This window comes from Pseudomonas sp. NFACC39-1 (genome assembly GCF_900110355.1).
In the GTDB taxonomy this organism is placed as follows: Bacteria; Pseudomonadota; Gammaproteobacteria; order Pseudomonadales; family Pseudomonadaceae; genus Aquipseudomonas; species Aquipseudomonas tehranensis.
Map to the genome: position 1 here is coordinate 79367 of NZ_FODL01000005.1, position 22138 is coordinate 101504.

Sequence of the window (22138 nt, forward strand, 5' to 3'; positions counted from 1 at the left end):
GTTACCTCATTGTCTGGCCGATTTACCCAGTGACTTGGCCACTAGCTGTTCATAGAGTTCGGCGTAGGGTTCCACGGCCTTGCACCAGTTGAATGGCGCTGACATGGCCCGGCAGCGCATGGCGTTGAGCAGGTCCGGGAACTCGAAGACCTTGAAGGCCCGGCTCAAGGCCTGTTTGTAGCTCTCAACCGTGGACTCATCGAACAGAAAGCCGGTGATGCCGTCTTCGATGGTGTCCGCCAGCCCGCCGGTATTGCGTGCCACCGGCAGCGAGCCGAAGCGCTGGGCGTACATCTGGCTCAAGCCGCAGGGCTCGTAGCGCGAAGGCATTAGCAGAAAGTCGCTGCCGGCGAACATCCGCCGCGCGTCGGTTTCGTTGAAGCCGATGCGTACACCGATTCGTCCGGGAAAACGCAGCGCCAGTTCACGCATGGCTTGCTCTTCTTCGGGTTCGCCGCGACCAATGATCGCGATCTGGCCACCGGATTCGACGATGAACTCGGCGACAGCTTCGGTCAGGTCCAGGCCTTTCTGGTACACCAGGCGCGACACCACGGCGAACAGCGGGCCGCTGGAGTCGTCGAGACCGAACAGGTCGCGCACATGAGCCGCATTCACGGCTTTGCCTTCCCAGTCCCCCATGGCGAACTGGCGGAACAAGTGCGTATCGGTGGCCGCGTCCCAACTCTCGTCGATGCCGTTGGGAATGCCGCTGAGCAGGCCTTGCTGGGTTTTGGCCGCGAGAAAACCGTCGAGCCCGCAGCCGAATGCCGGGGTGGTGATTTCCTGGGCGTAGGTGGCGCTGACCGTGGTGATATGGCTGGAGTACGCCATGCCGGCCTTGAGGAACGACAACTTGCCGTAGAACTCCATGCCTTCCTGTTGCAACGCGTGCTCCGGGATACCCAGCTCCGGGCAGGAGGCCAGGCTCACCACGCCCTGGTATGCCAGGTTGTGGATGGTGAACAGGGTCGGCGTGCGTTGCCCACGCCAGTGCATGTAGGCCGGCGCCAGACCGGCCGGCCAGTCATGGGCGTGGACCAGATCGGGGCACCAGTGGATTTGGGCGAGGTTGGCGGCGATATCAGCCGCGGCCAGGCCCAGCCGGGCGAAGCGAATGTGGTTGTCGGGCCAGTCGCGACCGTTGTTGGCCCCGTAGGGTGAGCCTTCGCGGGCAAAGAGTTCCGGACAGATCAGTACGTAGATCACCAGGCCGTCGGCCATGTCCATGCGCCCGATCTTGCAGGGCGGCAGCGCGGCGTGGCCGCCCAGTTCGCCGATGATGTGGATCGGGTTGCCGCTGTTCATCACCTGCGGGTAACCGGGGATCAGCACCCGTACGTCATGCAGGCCGGCCATGGCCCGGGGCAGGGCGGAAGAAACGTCGCCCAGGCCGCCGGTTTTGACCAGGTCGGCAATTTCCGAAGTGACGAACAATACCTTCTTGCGATTGGGGTTCTGCCTGACGACCGGGAGCAGTGCCTTGCCGCCGGTGGCCAGCACCGGTGCCGTCGGCGAGTCAGTCGCCGGCGGAAGTTGAGAACGGACTTGCTGTGGTTCCAAGGCAGCACTGATCATAACTTTCTCCCATTTTCTCGATCTGTTTCCGGCAAGCGCCAGAGCTGTTGTTTCATTGGCCGAATCCTGCGGCCAGGCGCACAAGCGCTACGCAAGGTAAGCAAAGCGCTGCCCAATGCGGTTAAGCGAATCAGGTGAAGGGGCTGCTTCAAGGACTTGCAAGGACTGCACCAGCCGTTGTTGCCCTACCTCTAACCTGACCTGTCGCCGTTGCGAAAAGTTTCCACTTTTTTTCGTCTGGACGACCGGTCGGTTTTCTCCCCGGTTGGGCAGTCTAGGTCAGAACCTAGAGCGGTGCGGCGCGCTTCGTCGAATTGTCCGACAATCAGCTTTATTGGCGGCAATGTCTTACACGACAAAGGGGGATACGCACCGACGAAGTGCAGTTTCTGGAAACGTAATGGGTGTATGGGAAAAGGGGGTGTTTCATCGGCGTGCGCGATGCCATGGCGCGACGCACCATCAGGGGGCGGGTGGAATAGAGGCGTTTTAGTGGCCATTATTGGCCCTGAAATGCGCTGTTTCTGTGGGAGCAGGCTTGCTCCCACTTAGTACGTGTCAGTCGCCAGTGGGGGTCAACAGGCGGATCGGTTTGCCGGCCGCCCAGGCTTGCAAGTCTTCGATCATCAAGGAATAGAACTTCTGATAATTGTGCCGGGTGACGTAACCCACGTGCGGTGTGGCCAGTACATTTTCCAGGGATCGGAACGGGTGGTCGGATGGCAAGGGTTCCTCGGCGAAGACGTCCAGGGCGGCACCGGCCAGGCGTTTGGCGCGCAGGGCGTCGATCAGGGCGGCTTCATCGACGATTGGACCGCGTGCGGTATTGACCAACAGCGCCTGGGGTTTCATCCAGCCCAGCGCCTGGGCGTCCACCAAACCGCGGGAGCGCTCGCTGAGTACCAGATGCACCGAGAGAATGTCCGCCTGTTCGAACAGTTCCTGTTTACTCACGTAGGTCACACCCACTTCTGCGGCCCGTTCGGCGGTGAGGTTCTGGCTCCAGGCGATCACCCGCATGCCGAAGACCTGACCGAACTGAGCTACCCGTGTGCCGATGCTGCCCAGGCCGAGGATCGCCAGGGTCTTGCCATGCAGGTCGCCGCCCAAGCCTTGCTGCCATAGCCCGGCGCGCAAGGCATTGGCTTCCTGCACCAGGTTGCGGGTCAGGGCCATGATCAGCGCCCAGGTCAGTTCGGGGGCGGCGTGTTTGTAGCTTTCGGTGCCGCATACCTGGATACCCAGTTCGGCGGCTGTCTTGAGGTCCAGGGCGGCATTGCGCATGCCGCCGGTGAGCAACAGCTTGAGGTTGGGCAGGCGGCGCAGCAGGCCTTCGTCGAAGAGCGTACGTTCACGCATCACGCAGATCACTTCGAAGCGGTGCAGGCGCGCGGCGAGCGTGTCGCGCTCGGCAGGGTACTCATGAATAAATGTCACCTGGCCGATGCTATCGAGCACCGACCAGTCCACCACGTCCCGCGCTACGTCCTGCCAATCATCGATGACTGCTATTTGCACCGCCATGGAACACCTCGTCAGGGAATGGGTTTGTTCAGCCAGCCCAGCAAGGCCTGGTGGAACCGGTCCGGCTCTTCCATCTGTGGGGCATGCCCCAGATGGGCGAACTCCACCAGAGTCGACTGGGGAATCAATTGAGCGACCTGCTTGCCCAGCACTTCATACCGACCCAGTTTGGCTTTCACGGCCGGCGGCGCGATGTCGCTGCCGATGGCGGTGGTGTCGGATGTGCCGATCAGCAGCAGCGTCGGTACCTTCAGGTCCTTGAATTCGTAGTAGACCGGCTGGGTGAAGATCATGTCGTAGATCAGCGCCGAATTCCACGCGACTTGCGTGTGCCCCGGCCCCTTGTTCAGCCCGGCGAGCATGTCCACCCAGCGCTCGAACTCCGGTTTCCAGCGGCCACCGTAGTAGGTTTTGCGCTCGTAGTTGCGGATACCGTCGGCGCTGAGTTTCAGTTCGCGCTCGTACCACTGGTCCACGGTACGGTAGGGCACGCCGAGGGCTTTCCAGTCCTCCAGGCCTATGGGGTTGACCATCGCCAGCCGCTCGACCTGATCGGGAAACTGCAGGGCGTAACGGGTGGCGAGCATGCCGCCGGTGGAGTGGCCGAGCACAATGCTTTTCTGCACCCCAAGGGCCTTGAGCAGGGCCTGGGTGTTGGTTGCCAGTTGGTGGAAGCTGTACTGGTAATAAGCGGGCTTGCTGGACGTGCAGAAACCGATCTGGTCCGGGGCGATGACCCGGTAACCGGCCTCGCTGAGGGTCTTGATCGAGCCGCCCCAGGTGGCGGCGCAAAAGTTCTTGCCGTGCATCAGGACCACGGTGCGACCATTGACCTCGCCCTGGGCCGGCACGTCCATGTAGCCCATTTGCAATGATTGGCCCTGGGACTGAAGGGGGAAGTGCTTGAGTGTGTAGGGGTATTCGAAGCCTTGGAGTTCCGGGCCATAGGCCGGGCCTTCAGGCGGGTTTTCCGCCTGGGCGAGCAGCGGCAGGGCGGCCGTCAGAAACAGGCTGGGCAACCAGCGAGCAGTGGAACGCGACATGGGCAATCTCCTTTGGGCATCCGGCCGATCCTGGCGTGGCCCGATTATGGCGACATTAACCACAGGCAACCCAAAGACGCGAACGTTCAACCCATCCAGCCCAGGGTCGCGAGGGCGAGTGCGCCATAACGCAGCCCTTTGGCCAGGGTCACGATCAACATAAAGCGCCGCCACGGCTCCCCCATCACCCCCGCCACCAAGGTCAGTGGATCGCCGATGATGGGCATCCAACTGAGCAGCAGCGACCAGCGCCCATAACGCTGGTAATGCACGCGGGCCTTGTCCAGATGGGCCGGACTGACCGGAAACCAGCGCCGATCCTTGAACTGCTCCAGGCGTGTGCCCAGCCACCAGTTCACCAGCGAGCCCAGTACGTTGCCCACGGTGGCGACTCCCAGCAACAGCCAGGCTTCATAGCGTTCGCTGAGCAACAGCCCAACCAGCAGTGCTTCGGATTGCAGCGGTAACAAGGTGGCGGCACCGAATGCCGCCAGGAACAAGCCGATGTAAGCCTCGCCCATCAGTGGGCCGGGTAATCCGCCACCACGGTTTGAGTCCCGTCGTTTTTCAGGCCAATCACCTGATACGCATCACTCCTGCCGTCCGTTTCCATACCGGGCGAACCCATGGGCATGCCAGGCGCGGCCACACCGAGCAGGTCGTCCCGTTGGCTCAACGCCAGGACCTGGTCGGCCGGCACATGCCCCTCAACGAATTTGCCATTGATCTGGGCGGTGTGGCAGGAGCGCAGGTTTGGCGCCACACCCAGGCGCTGTTTGACTGAACCCATGTCGGTTTCAACATGGTCGTTGACCTTGAAGCCGTTTTCTTGCAGATGCGAAATCCATTTTTTACAGCAACCGCAATTGGCATCGCGGTGTACGTCAATGGTGATCGGTTCGGCGGCCTGGGCCAGGGTGGTGACAAAAAGCGCGCTCAGGGCAAGCAGGTGCAGGGGGTTGGCCATAGGGACAGTCTCGTGTCGAACAGTTTGGGAGGAGGATAACAGAGTAGCCAGCGTGCGCTGACAGTGGGCTGAGGGGGGGATTACAGAATTGTCAGGTTGGGGGCAGTGATTCGAAGTCCGGTGCAAACTCATCAGGCTGCGCTGAGCCCTGTGTGCGAGCCATCCTGTCGAGAACCTCGGAGATGTGTTGAGCGTCCCTGCTCCCGTTTTCAAGCCGCCGAACCTGCTTGAGCGCATCTCCAGAGGTGCCCTTGGGCTTGCACTTGTTCGTGGAGCCGTTGCATCGGTTCCGAGTGCAAGGTGAGCGGGCGATCCAGGGCGCCCCGGTGAAACAGCGCCTGCCAGCCGGGGTTGCCTTCGGCAGGCATGATCCCGGTGAAAATGAATCCGGCGTCCATCAATCGTTGGTAATCGTCGGCAAATTGCTGACGCAGTCCGAGTCGTACTGAAAGCGACCAATGGGCCGGCAGGCGCAGCAGTTGCCCGGCCAGGCGAAGGCCTATGTACCCGGCCACAATGTCGATTCTTCCGGGCAGTTGTTGGATTTGAAAAGGCTGTACCGAAGGCAAAGGCGCCTCGAGCGAGGTACCAAACAGCGATGCCAAGGGTTGCGTCAGCCATTGGCATGCCACCGGCCACTTAAGGTGCGGCAGCGGGCGGCGATGGCCGCTGACCACCTGGCTGCCGACTACGATGGTTTCGGCGTGGACCGTGGCGAAAGGTGAGGGCACATGGTCAGGCAGCAGCCCGGTGTCATGGAACCCCAGGCGTTGTGCCAGGCGTTGGCTGTAGCAATGGCTGGTGACTTGCTTGATCGACAGCCTGGCAAGCCCGAGGTCCTGGCAGCTGTCGAGTAACTTCTGCCCCAGGCGCGTCGCAATCTGGCCGCCCTGCACCGCAGGGTCCACCGCGATCAGGGCCAGTTCCGCGTCTTCACCCTCGGCCGTTTGCCGACACAATGCGGCATGGCCGACCACGCGGTCATTCTCCACGGCGACCATGGAGTGCCAACGGTTCAGCAGGTTGTGCAGGCCAATCATATGTGGCAGGTAGACGTCTGGCGAGACATAGTGATCGCCGTAAACCCGGCGGAACAATTCGCTGGTTCCGACGCCATCCGTGGGCCTGAACGGTCGGATGACCACGCTGCTCATCCGGCGTGCCTCGCTTCCAGCGGAGCATAGGCGCGGCGGTCGATGATCGACAGGTGCTTGCCGGAGCGTGGATGGCGTTCCAACGCTTGCAGGCCGCAGGCCTGGACGTGCAGGTCGAGTTGATCGATACCCGGATACTGTTTGGTCAAGGCGGCTTTCAATGTGCTGGAGAGTGACTGGCATGCCTGCGTTTGCTCACCAGGCACCCATTTGAGCAACACGCGGTCGTTGTTCTGCACGTGCTCGATGATCAATTGCCATTGAAGATCACCGCCAATGCTGCGGATGATGTCGCTGATTTCCTGCGAAAACAGCGAGAAAACGCCGACCCGCACTCGCTGGCTTTTCGCGCTGCGGCCCTGAAGCGCGAACTTGCGTCGCAGGGTTCCAACCGGCTCGCGCCAGCACGCTCGATCGCCCACCGGATAGCGCACGATGGGCATCAGGGTTCGGGTGAGGTTGGTCACCACCAGAGTGCCGGGTCGATCGCATGCCTGGATGACCTCACCGCTCAGTTCATCGATGATCTCTACCCGTATCTGTTCGCCGAACACGCGGTGCTCGCCCAGGTCGCAGTCCGGTGCGCTGGCGCCCACCAGCCCGGCGTCGACGCTGGCATAGCCGATGGAGGCGAAGCGTGCCTGGGGGAAGGCGCGCTGCAACGCTGGCAACTGACTGTCGAACAGGTTTTCCCCGCCGAACAGTACGGTGGTGATGCCGGGCAGCGTCCGCCCCTGTTGATCCAAGTGGTCGGCGAACGCCAGCAGGTGCGCAGGCACACCCGCCAGCACATTGATGCGGTGGCCGGTCACGGCCTCGGTCAGCACGTCGAGATCCACTGCCCCGGTGAACGGGAATTCGGTGATGGCTACATCGACTTTGCCAAGGGCGCCATGAATGAACAGGAAACTGGCATACAGGTCTCCGGAAAAAAACAGGTTGGCGATTCGATCGCCAGCCATCAGTTGTGCTGACAGGCTCTGACCGAAGCAGTCGAGCATCCGCTGCCATTCGGCGTGGGTGTATACCGACAGTTTTCCCTGGCTGGTCGTACCGCCGGTTTTGTAGATCAGCGCGTCTTCGACTTTGCCGGTCAGCACGTCCCAATTGTCCAGGTCATGACTGCCGGCCCAATAGTCGGCGACGTCGACAATGGGGACATCCTCCAACGTGCAGTTCTGCGCGGGTAAATGCCGTAAAGATTTGCGATAGAACGTTGAATGCTTACGAATATGGGCGAGCCATTGTTCGAATGGTAAAGAGGTGCTCATCAGGGTTCTCTCGGACTCTAACGTCCGCTTGTTCAATTACACGGAAAAAACAATCAAGCAGTGAGTCTGCGGTCAATCACCAGCGGGACTTTGCCGCTGTGTTTGTTATGTTCGAAACTCGCCGCCGGACAGGATTGCACGTCCAGTACAAGCATTTCGGACTCCACCAGCGTGGACAGCAGTTCAAGGTCCATGACCTGGCGCCGAACGGTTGGTGCGTCGCCATCGGCGCGAATCAGTAGGCGTTCGCAGCCGCTGCTGTGGTAATCAAGCACGATTTGAATGGCTGCTTGTGCCTGTTCGGCCAACTCGTGGGTATTGATTAGGTACGTCACGATGCGTACCAGGGCGCCATGGCGCTGGCGCAACTCGAACCGGGGTGACTCCAGACCACAGGGGCAGGGAGCGGTGAGCCAGCGCCCGCAATCACCGACTTCATAGCGGTGAAGGGGCTGCGCTTGGCGTCGGCGAGAAGTAAACAGCAGCCGTCCGGTTTCCCCCGGCGCGACCGGAGCGTCCTGGTCCAACTGGACGATCTCCAAGTGTTGAATGTCCTCCATGAGATGGAAAACACCCTCGCCGCCGACAGTGCAGGCATGGCCAAGGGGGCCCGCGTCGACGCTGCCATAGATGGCTGAGCGAATACTCGTGACGCCGCAGTCCTCAAGCAACTGACGGCAGCCTGGCCCCAGGTGCTCGCCGCCCAGCATGACTTTGCGCACGCCGCCGTAGCCTTGAAGGGTTTCTCGCTGGCTGGAAAACAGGCGCTGCAAGGTACTTGGCATGCCCACCAGGGTATTGATCTTGTGAGCGACGATCATTCGTGCGATCTCTTCAAAGTCCGCATCTGACGTCGCGCCCATGGGGTAATGCACGGCGCTCATGTGCTCGAGTATTTTCGAGAAACTGAAGAAGCCGCCGTAGAGGTTGCCGCCATAAAACAGATTCATCACCCGATCCTTCGCCGGATCCAGACCGGCCGCGCGTAGTCCGTCGGCGGCGGCCCGCATGTGGCGATCAAAGTCGCGGTGGCTGTAGGGCGACAGCACCGGTGCGCCGCTGCTACCCCCTGAGCGGAAGAACAACTGGGCCTGGGGTGCGGCAGGCAGCGCCAGGAATGCCGCTTTGTCCATGATCGGCGTCGAGGGTGAAATGGGGGGCGTTGTCGGCGGGGCGTCCAGTGTCACACGATGACTGGCGACCTCAGGTTCAAGACCGACCGATACCCGACGACTCAATCGTTGCAGCGCGTAGACACCGTCGTGAGGCTCGCCCTCGTAGCCTTGCTGGATGTCTGCGGTTGCCGAGATGCGGGTCACGCCGGCGGCTAATACGCGACGTGCAAGTTCAGGCGCCCGTTGCGGTTCACAGATCAGCGCGCAGCTCTGCAACACGTTTCGCCAAGGCAGTAGGGTTTCGGTGATCAGCCCATGGGGCACCGGTCGTAATATAAGCGTGCGAAACAGTGGCGATGGCAACAGGTCGCGGTGATGTTCCCAAATAATGCGCCAGCCGTGGCCTTCCCAAATCTGGCCGGTTTGTTCTGCAAAGCTGTGGTCAAGTCGGGCAAGTGCCGTGCGGGTGGTGATCTCGCACGCTTCGGCTGCACTGGTTTGCAGCGCCGGCCATTGTCCGGTGCGTCGTTCAAATGCGCCAGCCAGGGCGTTGCCCAGTGCTTGCATCTGAGCCGGCTCGTCGCTGTCCACCAACAGCCACTGGGGGCTGGAACAGGCTTGCTGATCGAGGCGGCAGACCTCATCCACCAGGCTGTCCAGCGCCTGCTCGTTGGCGGCTTGCGGCGTGACATAGGCGAAACTGATGCGATGTCCCCAGTCGATCCAGCGGCAGCCGCTCGGAAGCTGATCACGCATGGCCTTGAGTGCGGTCTCGCCACCCCAGGCGCTGACGCCCTGGGCCAGCGCGAAGAGACGCCGGCACTCGTGGTGGAGCACTGGCAGTACCGCAACGTAATCGCGCAACTGGCCGCTTGGATCACAATCGAGGAACGCCGCCAGCACCCGCGCCGTCAGGTCTGCATCGCGCGTGCTGGGTCGCAGCCAGTTGACGTTGCCCGCCAGCAAGCTTTCCAGTGCGGCGAAGAACCCCAGCAGCGGTGAATTGCCGGGGGTGACATGCACCACCAACCCCAGGGGTTGCCAGCTTTCGAAAGGGCCATCGCTATAGTCGATTCGGCGTAGCGAGCGCGCGTCCGCCCCCAGCTCCCGTTCGAGTTTGCGACTCAAATGCTTGCGTTCGCAGAAGGCGATCAATGCCTGGCGCTGGCCGTCGTCCAGGAACGGAGTTTGCTCTGGGGCCCGCAGCATTTGTGCGAACGCCTGCGCACACTCAAGCACGCTATCGCTGGGGGGCGGTACGTCCAGAAGACCAGGCAGTTGCGTTTGCAGGCGTTCAAGGGCTGCGTCGAGTGGCAGATCAGCGTGCAGTTGGCCGTTGATAAGATACATATCAATTCTCTTTGATCAATTCGGAAGCGGCCATGGCGCAGCTTCGGCTGGCACTGGTGCCGGCCCGACCGTGCAGTTCGAACCATTGGGTGTTCAGGCCGCACTCACAGTTGGCTGGATGCAGGGTCGCCAGGTCGCTCATCACCACGGCATGGGCGGGACTGGAAGAGATGTAAGGCGAGACGAATGACAACAATCCCGCCTTGCCGAAGGGCTGGACGCTGAAGTTCGAGGGGTGACGTATGAAAGCTTTCGAATAGACCGGCACATGAAACCTGTGGTGCGCACATTCGATGTACGGCACTGCGTGCTCGACGGCACCGTAACCGTCGCGGCAGCGGTGCGCCTCAATGCCCAGTTGCCGGGTGATGTGTTCATAGACCTCGTGGCGGGGGATCTCTTGGGCGGCCTGTTTTTTCCAACCGCCTCCCAGAAATACCAGGGAGTCGGGAGCAAGCTTGAGGTTTGGCGTTGCGGTCTCGCGCATGCGCTCAAGCGCATGACACAGCAGCGCCGGGAAGCCGAAGATCCTCACAGGCAGGCCCTCTTCGGCGAACTCCTGAAGGGCCCGGATCGCGCCAAAGACATCGAACTCATGACCTTTTCCGGTGCGCCGCAGCGCATGAAAAATCCGATTGGCCGGTGCGAAGCTGCGCAAGAACTGATCCGTATGAGCGGTGCCGACGCGATTGACCGGTTCCGGCTCGTGGCTGAACAGCAGGTAGTTGCAGGGCGAATCCGGCGTGAACCAGCCGTAGTGTTCAAAGATGCGCGCCACCATGCCCTGGGCCGCAGCCATGCTGCGCTCGTCGTAGCGCATGCGGCTTTTCTGGCCACTGGTGCCGGAGGACGTCAGCTCCAGCGCGTTCTCGCCGGTGGGGCTGAGCAACAAGCGCTGTTTGAAGTAATTGGCGTAGATGGGCGGCAAGCGCGACCAGTCAGTCAAATGCTCCAGATCCTCGACCGCCAGGCCGTTGGCGTTGAGCCAGTGTTCGTAGCCAGGGGTGTGGTGGCAATGGAACAGGCTGATTTGGGCCATGGCCCGATCAAATAGACCGGCAGGTACCGAATCGGGATCGTAAGGCTGCGCCAATGCACACAGCGCATCGGCGTGGGGAAAATGAATCATGGGTAACGTTCCTCAGGGAGGGGATTTCAGACGTGAGCGGTCTGTTGCGGCAGAAACACACGCAGCGCCACCAGGCAACTGAGCCCGGCGATGCCGACCATCAAGGCAAAGGCGTTCAGGCTCGTTCCGGCGCCCAGTAGCGCGAGCAGCGAGCCGGCTGTGCTCATCACCGCGATGGAAATCATCCCGACCATGGCCGAGACCAGCCCTTTGCTGTCGTCGCTGGTGAACAGCGCCAATCGATACAAGGTTGCGTTGCCCATGCCGAGCCCCAGGGCGTAGAGCGCCAGGCCGCTGACCAGCGCGGGTACGCCAAGGTTGAACGGGCTGGCGATCACCAGTGCAATGAGGCCGGTAGACAAGGGCCACAGGCTGTAGCGCAATACCCCGTACACGCCCACTCGCTCCACCAGGCGATTGAGCAGGAGATTGCCAAGGATCACGCCCGAGAACACTGGGATTTGCCACAGGCCGTACACCAAGGGCGACAGGCCCTGGTCCTGGATCAGCAGCAGTGGGGACAGACCGATCCAGGCAATCAGGGGCAGGCTCATCAACCCCAGCGCCACGCACGCGGCCATGAAGCCGCGATGGCCCAGCAGCGCGCCATAGCGCCTGATGAGTGTGCGCAGCTCGAACGGCTCCAGGGCCGGTTGCCGGGGGCCGCAATGCGCCAGACCGTGGTTTGGGGGCATGAATGTCCATAAGGCCAGCCAGCTCACGGCCCCAAGGCCCGCCAGCAGCAGGAACAGCTCGCGCCAGGACAGCCATTGCAGCAGCAAGCCACCCAGCAGCGGCCCCAGCAAGGGCGAGAGGAGGGCGAGATTGCCCAGCAACGCCATGACCTTCACGGCGTCCGACTCGTTGAATACTTCCTGTATGGCCGGGTAGCTGACCGCGATCACGAAACCCAACCCCATACCTTGGATCAAACGAAGCCCGTTGAATCCCTGCATGTGGGTGACCAGGGTGATCGCCGCGCAAGCCAGGACAAAACCGGCACAACCGGCGAGCATGAATGCACGACGCCCATAGCGATCCGATAACGGACCGATCAGCCACGGCAGCAGAACACCGCCCAAGAGATACAGATTGAAGGCGTGGGGGATTTGATCCGCGGGTGCATCCAGTTCCTGGGTCACCGCGAGCATGGCCGGCATAACCAGGTCGCTGGCCAGGTAAGTCAATAGTTCGAAAAGAGCGATAGCCAGGCAAAAACCTGTCAATCGTATTGGCGAAAGAGTTGCCAGCAAGTTTTGCATGATTTCCAACGTTGATTTTCAGTAAGGAGGTAAGCGCCTCTTATTCGAGAATACGTTGGTTAAATTCAGGGCCGAAAGAAGTCTTCCCCTGTGTTTGTGGCAGAAATGTGAGTTAAATCTGTAAGAAAAAAGTCCGATAGGCGCAGACTTTTGTGGTGATGCAGGTAATTAATCTGATGGGCGTCGGTTGCATGAGTACGCCCCTTCGGCTGTACCATGAGACCCCGTCTGCTGCCCGCCATCTCCAAAACACTGCATTGGGGCTGGCAAGCACTGGGATACAGAGCGGATACATTCAGGAAATTGGCAATGACTCAATCGCAACGTTTGAAATACTCGATTCTGGTGGTCCTCGTGGTTCTGGCGATCATGCTGGGACTGACCTGGATGCAGAACAACGGCATGATCAGCGAGCAGCTGTTTCAATACATCGCGATTGCCGTCGCGGTCATCGTGGTCGTGATCAACGGCGTGATGCGACGCAAGGTCAAGCCCTGAGCGCAGGCGTCACTCCCCGCCCTGGAGCACGTGCATGGCCTTGCGGTGCAGGCTGTAGGTCTTATCGGGGTTAAGGGTGACGACACCCTCGCTGCACAGGCGCTTCAACACCTCGCGCACGCTGAGAAAGGACAATGGAATGTCCAACCCCAGCAGTTGACTGTGCACGCCCCGCACACCCAGGCTGCGATTTTCATCGGCGGCCTTGAGCAATGCATCGATGACCTTGAGGCGAATCAGGCTGGTCCTGAGGCCGAAGCTCTTGAGCAAAAGCCTGATGTGCTCATTGCACCCTCGTTCTGCCGGCCTGTCGAACAGGTTGTGGGTGGCTGTCGCCGGAACGCCGGTCGACCTGGGCTTGCCCTCCATGGGCTGACGCGCGTCATGCATGCAAAAACTCCTTACCAGCCTGATCAGAAAAGGTCACGGATACTCTCCTGTAATAGGACGAACGAACGCGGCCAATCATGAAGGCGAAAAGCTGAAAAATTTGTTCGGATGCGACCAAACGCCCGTAGTCAGGCGGTGCAAGGCCATTAATTTTTTTTCATCCGATTCGTTTTCAAGGGAGGCACATTCCGCTCAGGCACGCGGTATGTGAATTCCCAGGCAGCCGTCCTGGTTTTAGAAAGTATTGGATCAGGAGTGAACGTGAGAATGTCCGGGCAGTTATCGAGCTTTTGCCTCGCAGGTGTGTTTTTCGCAGTGAGCCTGGGGTTCAGCTGCGTCGCCAGCGCTCAAGGTGATAAAGAACAGGCCAGTGCCGAGATCCGCCGCACCAGTTTTGGCGTGCCGCATATCCGGGCTCAGGATGAGCGCGGGTTGGGCTACGGCATCGGGTATGCGTACGCTGAAGATAATTTATGCCTGCTGGCCAATGAGATCATAACGGTCAACGGCCAGCGCTCGCGTTACTTCGGCCCCGAGCAGGTCACGCTCGAACAGCGGGAGAACCGCGTCAGCGATATGTTTTTCAACTGGCTCAACACACCGCAAGCCGTTTCCGGTTTCTGGCAGGCCCAGCCGCCGCAAGTCCAGCAACTGATCGAGGGCTATGTGGCGGGTTTCAACCGCGCGCTGACCGAACGCAAGGCCAAAGGCTTGCCTGAACAATGTGCAAGCGAATGGGTACGGCCGATTACGGCGTTGGACTTGGTCAAATTGACCCGACGTCTATTGGTGGAAGGTGGCGTCGGCCAGTTCGCCGAAGCCCTGGCCGGCGCTCAGCCGCCACGGGCGACGGCGGACGCCGGCCAGCCGAGGGCAGGTTTTGCAGGCGCAGCAACCCGGCAGCAGCGTTTCGCCCTGGAGCGCGGCAGCAACGCGGTCGCCATCGGCAGTGAGCGTTCCTTCAACGGGCGTGGGATGTTGCTGGCGAACCCGCACTTCCCATGGCTGGGGGGCATGCGTTTTTACCAGATGCACCTGACCATTCCCGGCAAACTGGATGTCATGGGCGCGGCCCTGCCAGGCTTGCCGGTGATCAACATCGGTTTCAGCCAGCACCTGGCCTGGACCCACACCGTCGATACCTCCAAACATTTCACGCTGTACCGCCTGCAACTCGACCCGAAAGACCCGACCCGCTACCTTCTCGATGGCCAATCCGTACCGATGAGCCAACAAACGGTGGCGGTGGACATCAAACAACCCGATGGCCAGGTGCAGACCGTTTCACGGGTGGTCTACGGCTCGCAGTTCGGCCCGATCGTGCAATGGCCCGGCCGGCTGGACTGGGACGACAAGTTTGCCTACAGCCTGCGCGATGCGAACCTGGAAAATGATCGGGTGCTGGCCCAGTGGTACGCCATGAACAAGGCCGTCACGCTCAAGGATTTGCAGCGCGCGGTCCATGAGATCCACGGTATTCCATGGGTCAACACCTTGGCGGTAGACGATCAGGGGCAAAGTGTCTACATGAACGTGTCGGTGGTGCCGAATGTTGATGCCGACAAGTTGGCCCGCTGCAGCGACCCGCGGGCAGGGCTGCAACTCATCGTACTGGACGGCTCGCGCGGCGAATGCGTCTGGGATATCGATCCCGAGGCCGTGCAGAAGGGTATTTACGCCGCCGACAAGCTACCGCAGTTGTTGCGCCGCGATTATGTGCAAAATTCCAATGACTCGGCCTGGATGGTCAACCCCTCACAGCCTTTGTCCGGGTACTCGCCTGTGATCAGCCAACAAGACCTGCCGCTGGGCCAGCGGACGCGTTTCGCCCTGGACCGACTGGGTAAGCTGGCCAAGGACGGGCCTGTGAAGGTGAGTGATCTGCAGCGCATGGTCATGGACGATCAGGTCTACCTTGCTGATCAGGTGATGCCGGACCTGCTGGGCTTTTGTGCCGATGACCTGGGGACCGATGCCTTGGCGTTGACCCAGGTTTGCAACGGCCTCAAGGCTTGGGATCGAACAGCCGGCCTGAACAGTGGGGTGGGGTTCATTCATTTCCAGCACATCATGGAACAGTTGCAGGCGGTGCCTGATTCGTGGCGCGTCCCGTTCGATCCGCAAGATCCGCGACACACCCCACGCGGCCTGGCGATCGAGCGTCCTGCGGTGCTGGCGGCGGTGCGTCAGGCCATGCTGGCCTCGATGGCGTCAGTGGAGGCGGCAGGGTTGCCGAAGGACAGCCGCTGGCAGGACGTCCAGGTTGCCAGCAGTGGCAGCCGGCAGACGCCCATCCACGGCGGCCCCGGGGAGCTGGGGATCTATAACGCGATTCAGAGCGTGCCGGGGGCCAACGGCAAGCGGGAAGTGGTCAGCGGCACCAGTTATCTGCAAGTGGTGAGTTTTGATGGCAAAGGACCCCGGGCTCAAGGTCTGTTGGCATTTTCCATTTCCAGCGACCCTGCATCGCCGTATTCGGCCGACCAGACCCAGGCATTTTCGAAGAAACAGTGGAGTGTGCTGCCCTTCACCGAGCAGCAGATCAAAGCCGATCCGCACTATCAGGCCGTGACTATCCGTGAGCGCGATAAGGCGGGCAGGGTGGCTGCGCACTAATCGCTGTTGTTTTACACAAAAGCCGCGACCGGACCCGGTGGCGGCTTTTTCAGTTGGAGGGTCGTTGACCGATGGAGTTGAGGACCGGGTTGCCATCCTTGTTCTGCGTCAGGTAAACCGGCAGGACTTTGGGCAACGAAGGCACCAGGTTCTTCACTTCGTTGAGGTTGTAGATACCACCGATACGCAGGGCGCCAGTGCTGTTGTCGGCCAGCATGACGGGATGTTCGAGATAACGATTGATCAGCGGGAGTGCATCGCTGAGGGCAAGGTTGTCCAGCACCAGCTTGCCGTTGCGCCACGCCAGCGAGCTGTCGTTGACATCGACTTCACGGATTTGCGGTTGGTAGTCGCCGGCTTTGTAGCTGGCCTGCATGCCCGGCGACAGTTGCGAGCCGTTACTGGCAAGTGCCTGGTTGCTGGTCACCCATACTGAGCCCTCCACCAGCGTCACCCGGACCTGATCCTGATACATCCATACATTGAAGCGAGTGCCGGTTACGCGCACTTGGCCCTGGCCGGCCCGTACAACGAACGGGTGTTGTGTGTCATGGCTGACGTCGAAAAACGCCTCGCCCTTTTTCAGCGTCACCCGACGCTCGTTCTTGTAATTGGCAAATACCAGTTCACTGCCCAGGTTCAGTTCTACCTGGCTGCCGTCACCCAGGGTGATATGACGCACGCTTGCATCAGCTTCGAATCGTTCGTAGGAGTTGGCAACCCAGCCCAGGTTCCAGCCCGTGTAGGCGGCCAGGGGCACGCCCAGCACAAGCACCGCGGCTGCGACAGCCATCCGGCTCCAACGGGACCGGGGTCGCGGTATTGGCGCGGGAGATGGTGGCGCTTCGACACGCGGAAGATGATCGGCCACGGCCCATATCTCCAGCATGGCTTGGTATTCGAAAGCGTGCAGGGGATCGGCATCGTGCCATTGTTTGAATGCCAGCCGTTCGGCGTCGGTGCAGTCGACGGCGTGCAAACGCATGCACCAATGCGCGGCCGCATCGGTAATGGCGTCGTATTCGGCTTCCGAGAGTGTATGTTCGGTCATTGACTCTTCCTGGTTTGCCGCATTCTAACCTTCGGCATGACCTGTCGAGAACCGCCATCATGGCGTTTGCATATCAAAATGAGCCTGTTTTTTCCGGTCAAAGGCTCGGACACCGGTAGGTCGTGCTTGTAGCGTGGCATATATCCCGTGAAAAAAAGATCAATACCCGTCCGCGCGCCCCGTCGCAGAGGCTGTCAAGCCGTAGCCGCTGGACTCATGGGCGGGGAGTCCAGTTGTCGGCCCAACTCACAGATGAGCAGTGTCATGGAGTCGGCGTTTCGCAAGATAACGTCGATGCGTCCTGCCGGTGAATCTGGATCCAGAAAGATACTGCGTGCCTCGCTCATGGTCCTGGCGCCGGTCATTTTCAGGATTTCCCGGGCCATATCCCGATGTTCCGGGAAAAGCTCCAGGCTTTTGAGCCCGCCGGTAGCGCTGTCCCAGCCCATGAACAGTTTGTATCGCGGCGTGGTCAACGACAGCCCATTGCGTTGCTGGTCCTTTTGATAATTGTATTTTGCATGTCCGAACTGAGTGGCATTGGAAATCAAGTCCAGGAACGGGAGGGCCGCGTCCAGATAAACAATATCGAGCGTGTCGAAAAGCTGATGAGAAACTTCGTGGATAAGCACCGCGGCCTGGGCGTGGGCATCAACATTGAAGGAGTCCGGGACCGCGTCCTTGTACCAGTCCAATCCGACCTCGAAGAAATATTGGGTGAGATAGATTCTTCCTGCCGTTTCAGGTTCGAGCACGAAGGCGGTCGCCCTATCGTCCATGTATTTCAAGTGGCCGATGACAATACGCTTGGCGTTGCGCGTTTCCCAGGACGGGTCGGCCAATGCCCGGCACAGCGGCGAGACGGCAGTGTGTATTTTCTTGATCAGGCTGGCGTCGACTTTTTTCACCCCAAAGAAGGCCTTCAGGAAAGTATCCAGCCGAGAGCCCGGCGGGACCTGATGTTTGATCTGATCCAGATTATGCAGGGCGTTGAATGAGTAATACCTGGCCACTTCCAGGGCCTGTTCGATCATGTTTGCGTAAGCCGGGTATTTGCGACGTATTTGCGCCATGCCCCGCGCCTCAATGTTGAGCGACGTTGAAGCCTTGTAGTCGCTGTAGGAGTTGGCCAGCGTTGACATCACTTTTCCGTAGCGAATGGTCTGCCGTTGTGGGTCTACGGCCCATTGCTGGTTATCAGGCGACTGTTTCAGTATTGGCCCCTCTCCCTGTTCATGGACCACGCGCCAGACCTGGTTGGCTTTGGCCACCTGAAAAACGATGCCGGCAACAGGCGCATAAAGCTTGTCGGACCCTGAGGCCTTGTAGGTTCCGTCGATCACGTTCTTCTGCAGGTTGTGCAGGCTCACCTCCATGGCTTCGAAGGCTCGCAGGTTGGTGCGCGCCGGGGCGGTGGAGGCGATGTCCTGCCAACGCGGCGGGCTTGCCGCAGGGGCGCTCTGCGCGGCCGGTGCTATCGGGTCGAGCAGGCCGAAGGTGTCGTCGCGATTCAGGAAGCCGAGTGAAACCATCTCTGCCGCGCCAGCGATGAAGTCGTGCAAGCCTGCTTTCCAGTCATGCTGCTGCAGGGATTCAGCAGAGGCCTTGAAGTCTTGATAACTTTCCCAAAGCGTTTCGATAAATGTCAGTTTGCCTGGCAACTGTCGCCCCGCCAGCCTGACGCCGGCGCTGAACAGATGCAGGGCCGTTCCCCAGTCAAACTGGCGTTTTTTATCCGCTTGTGCGGTCAGCATGTCCGCTAACAGGGCGGTGTTGTCGTTGAACAATACGTCGAACAGGTTGGTCTTGATCGGATTGGAGGCCAGGGTGATTTCCGATTGAGAACCGACCGTGGAGGCGAACAGGTTCTTGAACGTGGCTTGCTGGCTTTCGGGAAGTCGACGAATCAGCAGGTCCTGCAACGCGCCCGGCGTGTTGAAGGCGGCAATGAGGCTGGCCTGGTCCTTGAACTCGGTGAAGTTATGGCCTGCGTGGTAGGGGGCATACAGCACATGGGGGGCTTTGTCATCGGTGCTCGATCCGATCAGGTAAAGCCCCAGTGCCTTGATCGCCGCAGTTCCCTGGGTTTTGATCAGCTCCAGTGGACGAATCAACGCGCTGGCGCCGTCCACTGCCTGGCGAGCGATGGCATCCGGCATGTCCAGTACCTGGCGAATCAAGTCAAACCCTGTGGGAGAAAGGTGCTGTTGTAGATGCAGTGCGTGAGCATGTTGCAACAGCTGCCAGGGCAACTGCCGGCGAAATCGCTGCTTTCTTTTCTGGCCATCGGTCGAGGTGGCGGAGAGTTCGTCCAGTACGATTGTTTTATAGGTGGTGGGGATGTCCAACGACAACAGCATTTGCCTGATAGCCGTCTCGTTCAAGCTGTCGGGCAACGCGCGCCCGGAGGTCGAGGACACCTTGAAGCCTGTCTTTTGAGTGAAATCGGAATGATTGAGGGCGAACTCGGTCAAGCTGCTGGCGGGCCCCGCCAACGCATGGTTCGGGGTGATCAGCAGTGTAGCGGGATCCAGGTCTTTTACGGCGAAACGCGCGTCCAGGAGCGTTTTGAGCTTTTTACTCACATAGGTGTGCAGGGGCTCGATCCCGTCCAGATAATCCTTGTCATCGGCCACACTGCTTCGGTATTGCTCAAGCAAGTCAATCTGCAGGCGCTGTTCTTCAAGGGGAGCGGCGCCAAGCCAGGCGGGGAGTTTCTGTTGCAGCCGGATCGCCTGGGCGATACGACTGGCGCGTGTCAGATTGGTGGGAGCGGCTTTTTCGAGCAATGAGCCAAGGCTCTTTTGTCGTTCAGGCCCCGTCAACTGCCAGTCCCCGCTCTTGAGCGTGCTCAGATACCTGTATTGGGCCTCGAACAGCGCGATGAACGAATTCATCCGATTGAGCAGCACGTTGTCTTCGATCAGCTCAAACACATCAAGTTGATAGCGTCCATGGGGCTTGCGTTGCGCGGGCCAGAGGTTGGCGAGCAAACCAAAGCGCTTTCGTGAGTCGAGCAGGTGTCGATTCAATTGCTTCGTGGCAAGCTCGACTGACGCAAACACTTGTAAACCTTCGGCCGGCGTCCAGAGAATTGCCAGGCCCGAATAAGGCGTATCCAGCCCGCCGCGTTCGGTCAGCAGGAAACAATTGGCCAGGGGCATGGAAACCGTTTCACCTGCTTCGGTGCATGCCAGCCTCAGCGAATAGACATCGGGCCGGAAGCCTTTGACCCCGATGCGTTGAGTGCGGTCCGGATAGTCGGCGTCAAAGGCAAAGACCGCGGCGATAAGGTCGCGCGCCGCCGGAGGCAGGGTGGCGTTCAGTTCTCTGAGTTCAGCTTCTGCACGTAGTCCCAGGGAGAAAACGTTGGTCAGTTTAGGCAGCAGCTCTTTCAATGCCTGACGCAGTGAGATCTCGCTGGACAATGGCAATCGGGTCAGTTCGGCATTCAAAGCTTCTTCGACACTGGCATAGCTCTTGATCTTCCTCTCCAGTTGATCAGCCATGAAATTGGACGGGCGCAGGTTCCCGTAAAAAACCGGTTGCGTGCCCCAGTGTCCATCGGCCTTTTGCGTCAGCAGGCTTTTACCGATCAGGCTGCGTATGTCCAGGGCCTTGTCGACGAGCGCGTGGACGTCCATGTCCCCTTGGCGGGACATCTCCATGGCGAAATGAAGGTTTTTCAACTGTTTGCCGATGACCGCTTCTGCCAGCGACTCGAATACCGGCCAGGTCACCGTCTTGCCTGACACCTGGGGATCGTCAAAGCGCAGGAAGCGGTTGCGTTCCTCCAGGCTCAGCAGGCTGTAGAGTTCTTCCTTTCGCTCCGCGCCGGCGGGGGTATTGAGCAGCGCCTCCCTGAAACCCAGGTAGTTGTCTACTTTCTCAAGGCCGTGACTGGGGGTGTAGAGATAGTGTCCCTTGGCGCTGATCATCAAAGAACCCGCCAGCTCGACGTAGAGCGGCTCATATTCCCAAAGACGAATGGTTTCGATAAACAGCAGCGGTTCGTCCGGGCGAGATGGCCTGTACAGCCGCAGCAGTTCCTGGGCGTGTGCCTCGGTGAGTTGACTTTTCTCCCGCTTGATCAGAATCGTGGCTTGTAGCGCATCGCTGAGAACTTGGGAAAGAAAATGCCGGCGCGAGGTATTGAACGGGCCGGTGGCGTCCCAATAAGTGTCGATACAGTGGGTAAGCCTGGGGATCAGGTTGCTGGCGGTCACCTTCAACGCGCTCTCCCATTGGCGCTTGTTTTGCGGTGATACGGTGATGCCTGGATGGATGAAGTCGACGTCATGTCCGGCGGGCCGACCCTGGCTGTGGAAGTAGACCAGGACCGCCTCGCTCAGCGTCATGCTTCTGGTCAACTGGCTTGCCTTCTGACTCCCCGCGCTACTCCACGTGCTCATTGTTACGCGGGCCTGGCGATGATCAAAGTTGGACAGCACCTCATTCAAGATCGCGTCAAGCATCGCACTGAGGGAGGGTAACTTGATCAGTTCATCCACCATTGTTCGGGCGTTGAGGCTTTGAGCGAACTCGATGGACTCGACCTGGGTGTTGAAGACGTCACCGTCGATACGTTGCCGGGTCGTCCTGATTGCGGAGGTGCTGTTGAGTTCGGCGCGCTGGGAAATCGATAACAGGCGAAAAAGATCGTCACGCTCGGCTGGACTGTCCAGCATCTCTTCCATCTTCTCTTCGAGAGCTTCGGGGCTGTCGAATTTTCTGATTCCGCCGTAGGGCGTGTAGAGGAACGCAGGCTGGGTCTGCGCTGCGTCTGATGTCAGCGCTTTGAGCATAAAGCAGCCGGCCAGCGGGATCGGCGCGTTTGCGTCGACCTGCAAGAGAATCGTTTCGGCAGACATGGGGGGCGTCTGTGCGGCGCGCAGCGTGTGGCTGGACAGGGACGCGTGGTGCAGCCAGTCGAGGTCTGCCTGGGTCAATCCGTGGGGGGCGTTCAAGTCCTCCAGGTTATTGGCGGCCAATACCTCGGGAAATAATAGCGGCGTGGTTGCAGTGGTCATCGTTGCTTCTCGCTCAAGGCGCCGGGAGGTGGCACGTTTGGTGGATGAGCGGCCAGACTAGGCAACGATCAAAGAGCAAAGGTGGTACATAGTTACCGCACGCAAGCGCGGTGATAGGCGTAATCCGGCACGAGCATGCTTTGCTCCGCCGCTGAAGCGG

15 protein-coding genes are annotated in these 22138 nt (G+C 60.1%); 2 read left to right on the forward strand and 13 right to left on the reverse strand.

The features are described 5' to 3' along the window. Window positions 1-6 precede the first annotated feature (6 nt). The 10 genes from glgA to BMY45_RS12340 all read right to left on the reverse strand — a co-directional run bounded on the left by glgA (window position 7) and on the right by BMY45_RS12340 (window position 12393). Complete coding sequence (glgA, locus tag BMY45_RS12295) at window positions 7-1578, reverse strand: glycogen synthase GlgA (RefSeq protein WP_092397882.1); 1572 nt, start codon at window positions 1576-1578, stop codon at window positions 7-9. Window positions 1579-2136: 558 nt separating this feature from the next. Further along, window positions 2137-3102 (reverse strand): D-2-hydroxyacid dehydrogenase family protein, encoded by a 966-nt coding sequence (locus BMY45_RS12300; RefSeq protein ID WP_092397884.1) that lies wholly within the window; start codon window positions 3100-3102, stop codon window positions 2137-2139. Between the two features lie 11 nt (window positions 3103-3113). Beyond that, the gene (locus tag BMY45_RS12305; protein ID WP_092397886.1) at window positions 3114-4145 is read right to left on the reverse strand and encodes an alpha/beta fold hydrolase; all 1032 of its coding nucleotides are present in this window, start codon (window positions 4143-4145) and stop codon (window positions 3114-3116) included. Between the two features lie 86 nt (window positions 4146-4231). Then, on the reverse strand, window positions 4232-4666 hold the full coding sequence (locus BMY45_RS12310) for a YqaA family protein (protein ID WP_092397888.1): 435 nt from the start codon (window positions 4664-4666) through the stop codon (window positions 4232-4234). Further along, window positions 4666-5112, reverse strand: coding sequence for a DUF411 domain-containing protein (locus tag BMY45_RS12315; RefSeq protein ID WP_092397890.1), 447 nt, complete (start codon window positions 5110-5112; stop codon window positions 4666-4668). Before BMY45_RS12315 ends, BMY45_RS12310 begins: the two co-directional genes overlap by 1 nt. Before the next feature lie 209 nt (window positions 5113-5321). Continuing rightward, entirely contained in the window at window positions 5322-6266 is a 945-nt protein-coding gene (locus BMY45_RS12320; protein WP_092397892.1) for a GNAT family N-acetyltransferase, read from the reverse strand. Continuing rightward, window positions 6263-7537, reverse strand: a complete 1275-nt coding sequence (locus tag BMY45_RS12325) for a phenylacetate--CoA ligase family protein (protein ID WP_092397894.1) — start codon at window positions 7535-7537, stop codon at window positions 6263-6265. The genes BMY45_RS12320 and BMY45_RS12325 overlap by 4 nt, the downstream gene beginning before the upstream one ends. Window positions 7538-7590: 53 nt before the next feature. After that, window positions 7591-10002 carry an acyl-CoA reductase gene (locus BMY45_RS12330; protein WP_092397896.1) on the reverse strand — a complete coding sequence of 804 codons (2412 nt, stop codon included), beginning with the start codon at window positions 10000-10002 and terminating at the stop codon, window positions 7591-7593. 1 nt (window position 10003) lies between these two features. Further along, window positions 10004-11131, reverse strand: a complete 1128-nt coding sequence (locus BMY45_RS12335; protein WP_092397898.1) for a LuxE/PaaK family acyltransferase — start codon at window positions 11129-11131, stop codon at window positions 10004-10006. A gap of 26 nt (window positions 11132-11157) precedes the next feature. Further along, on the reverse strand, window positions 11158-12393 hold the full coding sequence (locus BMY45_RS12340; protein WP_092398570.1) for an MdfA family multidrug efflux MFS transporter: 1236 nt from the start codon (window positions 12391-12393) through the stop codon (window positions 11158-11160). A 309-nt stretch (window positions 12394-12702) separates the two neighbouring features. Between BMY45_RS12340 and BMY45_RS12345 the strand changes: the two genes are divergently transcribed. Beyond that, window positions 12703-12891: a hypothetical protein gene (locus BMY45_RS12345; RefSeq protein ID WP_047226561.1), complete on the forward strand. Its 189-nt coding sequence runs from the start codon at window positions 12703-12705 to the stop codon at window positions 12889-12891. A 9-nt stretch (window positions 12892-12900) separates the two neighbouring features. On the opposite strand, the gene BMY45_RS12350 is transcribed toward BMY45_RS12345, so the two are convergent. Then, a complete protein-coding gene (locus BMY45_RS12350) occupies window positions 12901-13281 on the reverse strand; it encodes a fe2+ zn2+ uptake regulation protein (protein WP_092397900.1) in 381 nt (126 codons plus the stop codon). A 267-nt stretch (window positions 13282-13548) separates the two neighbouring features. On the opposite strand from BMY45_RS12350, the gene BMY45_RS12355 reads away from it, so the two are divergent. Continuing rightward, window positions 13549-15897, forward strand: coding sequence for a bifunctional acylase PvdQ (locus BMY45_RS12355; protein WP_092397902.1), 2349 nt, complete (start codon window positions 13549-13551; stop codon window positions 15895-15897). A gap of 49 nt (window positions 15898-15946) precedes the next feature. On the opposite strand, the gene BMY45_RS12360 is transcribed toward BMY45_RS12355, so the two are convergent. Both BMY45_RS12360 and BMY45_RS12365 read right to left on the reverse strand, forming a co-directional pair. Continuing rightward, window positions 15947-16948 (reverse strand): FecR family protein, encoded by a 1002-nt coding sequence (locus tag BMY45_RS12360; protein ID WP_092397904.1) that lies wholly within the window; start codon window positions 16946-16948, stop codon window positions 15947-15949. Between the two features lie 194 nt (window positions 16949-17142). Further along, the gene (locus tag BMY45_RS12365; RefSeq protein ID WP_092397906.1) at window positions 17143-21978 is read right to left on the reverse strand and encodes a dermonecrotic toxin domain-containing protein; all 4836 of its coding nucleotides are present in this window, start codon (window positions 21976-21978) and stop codon (window positions 17143-17145) included. Between the last annotated feature and the right edge of the window lie 160 nt (window positions 21979-22138).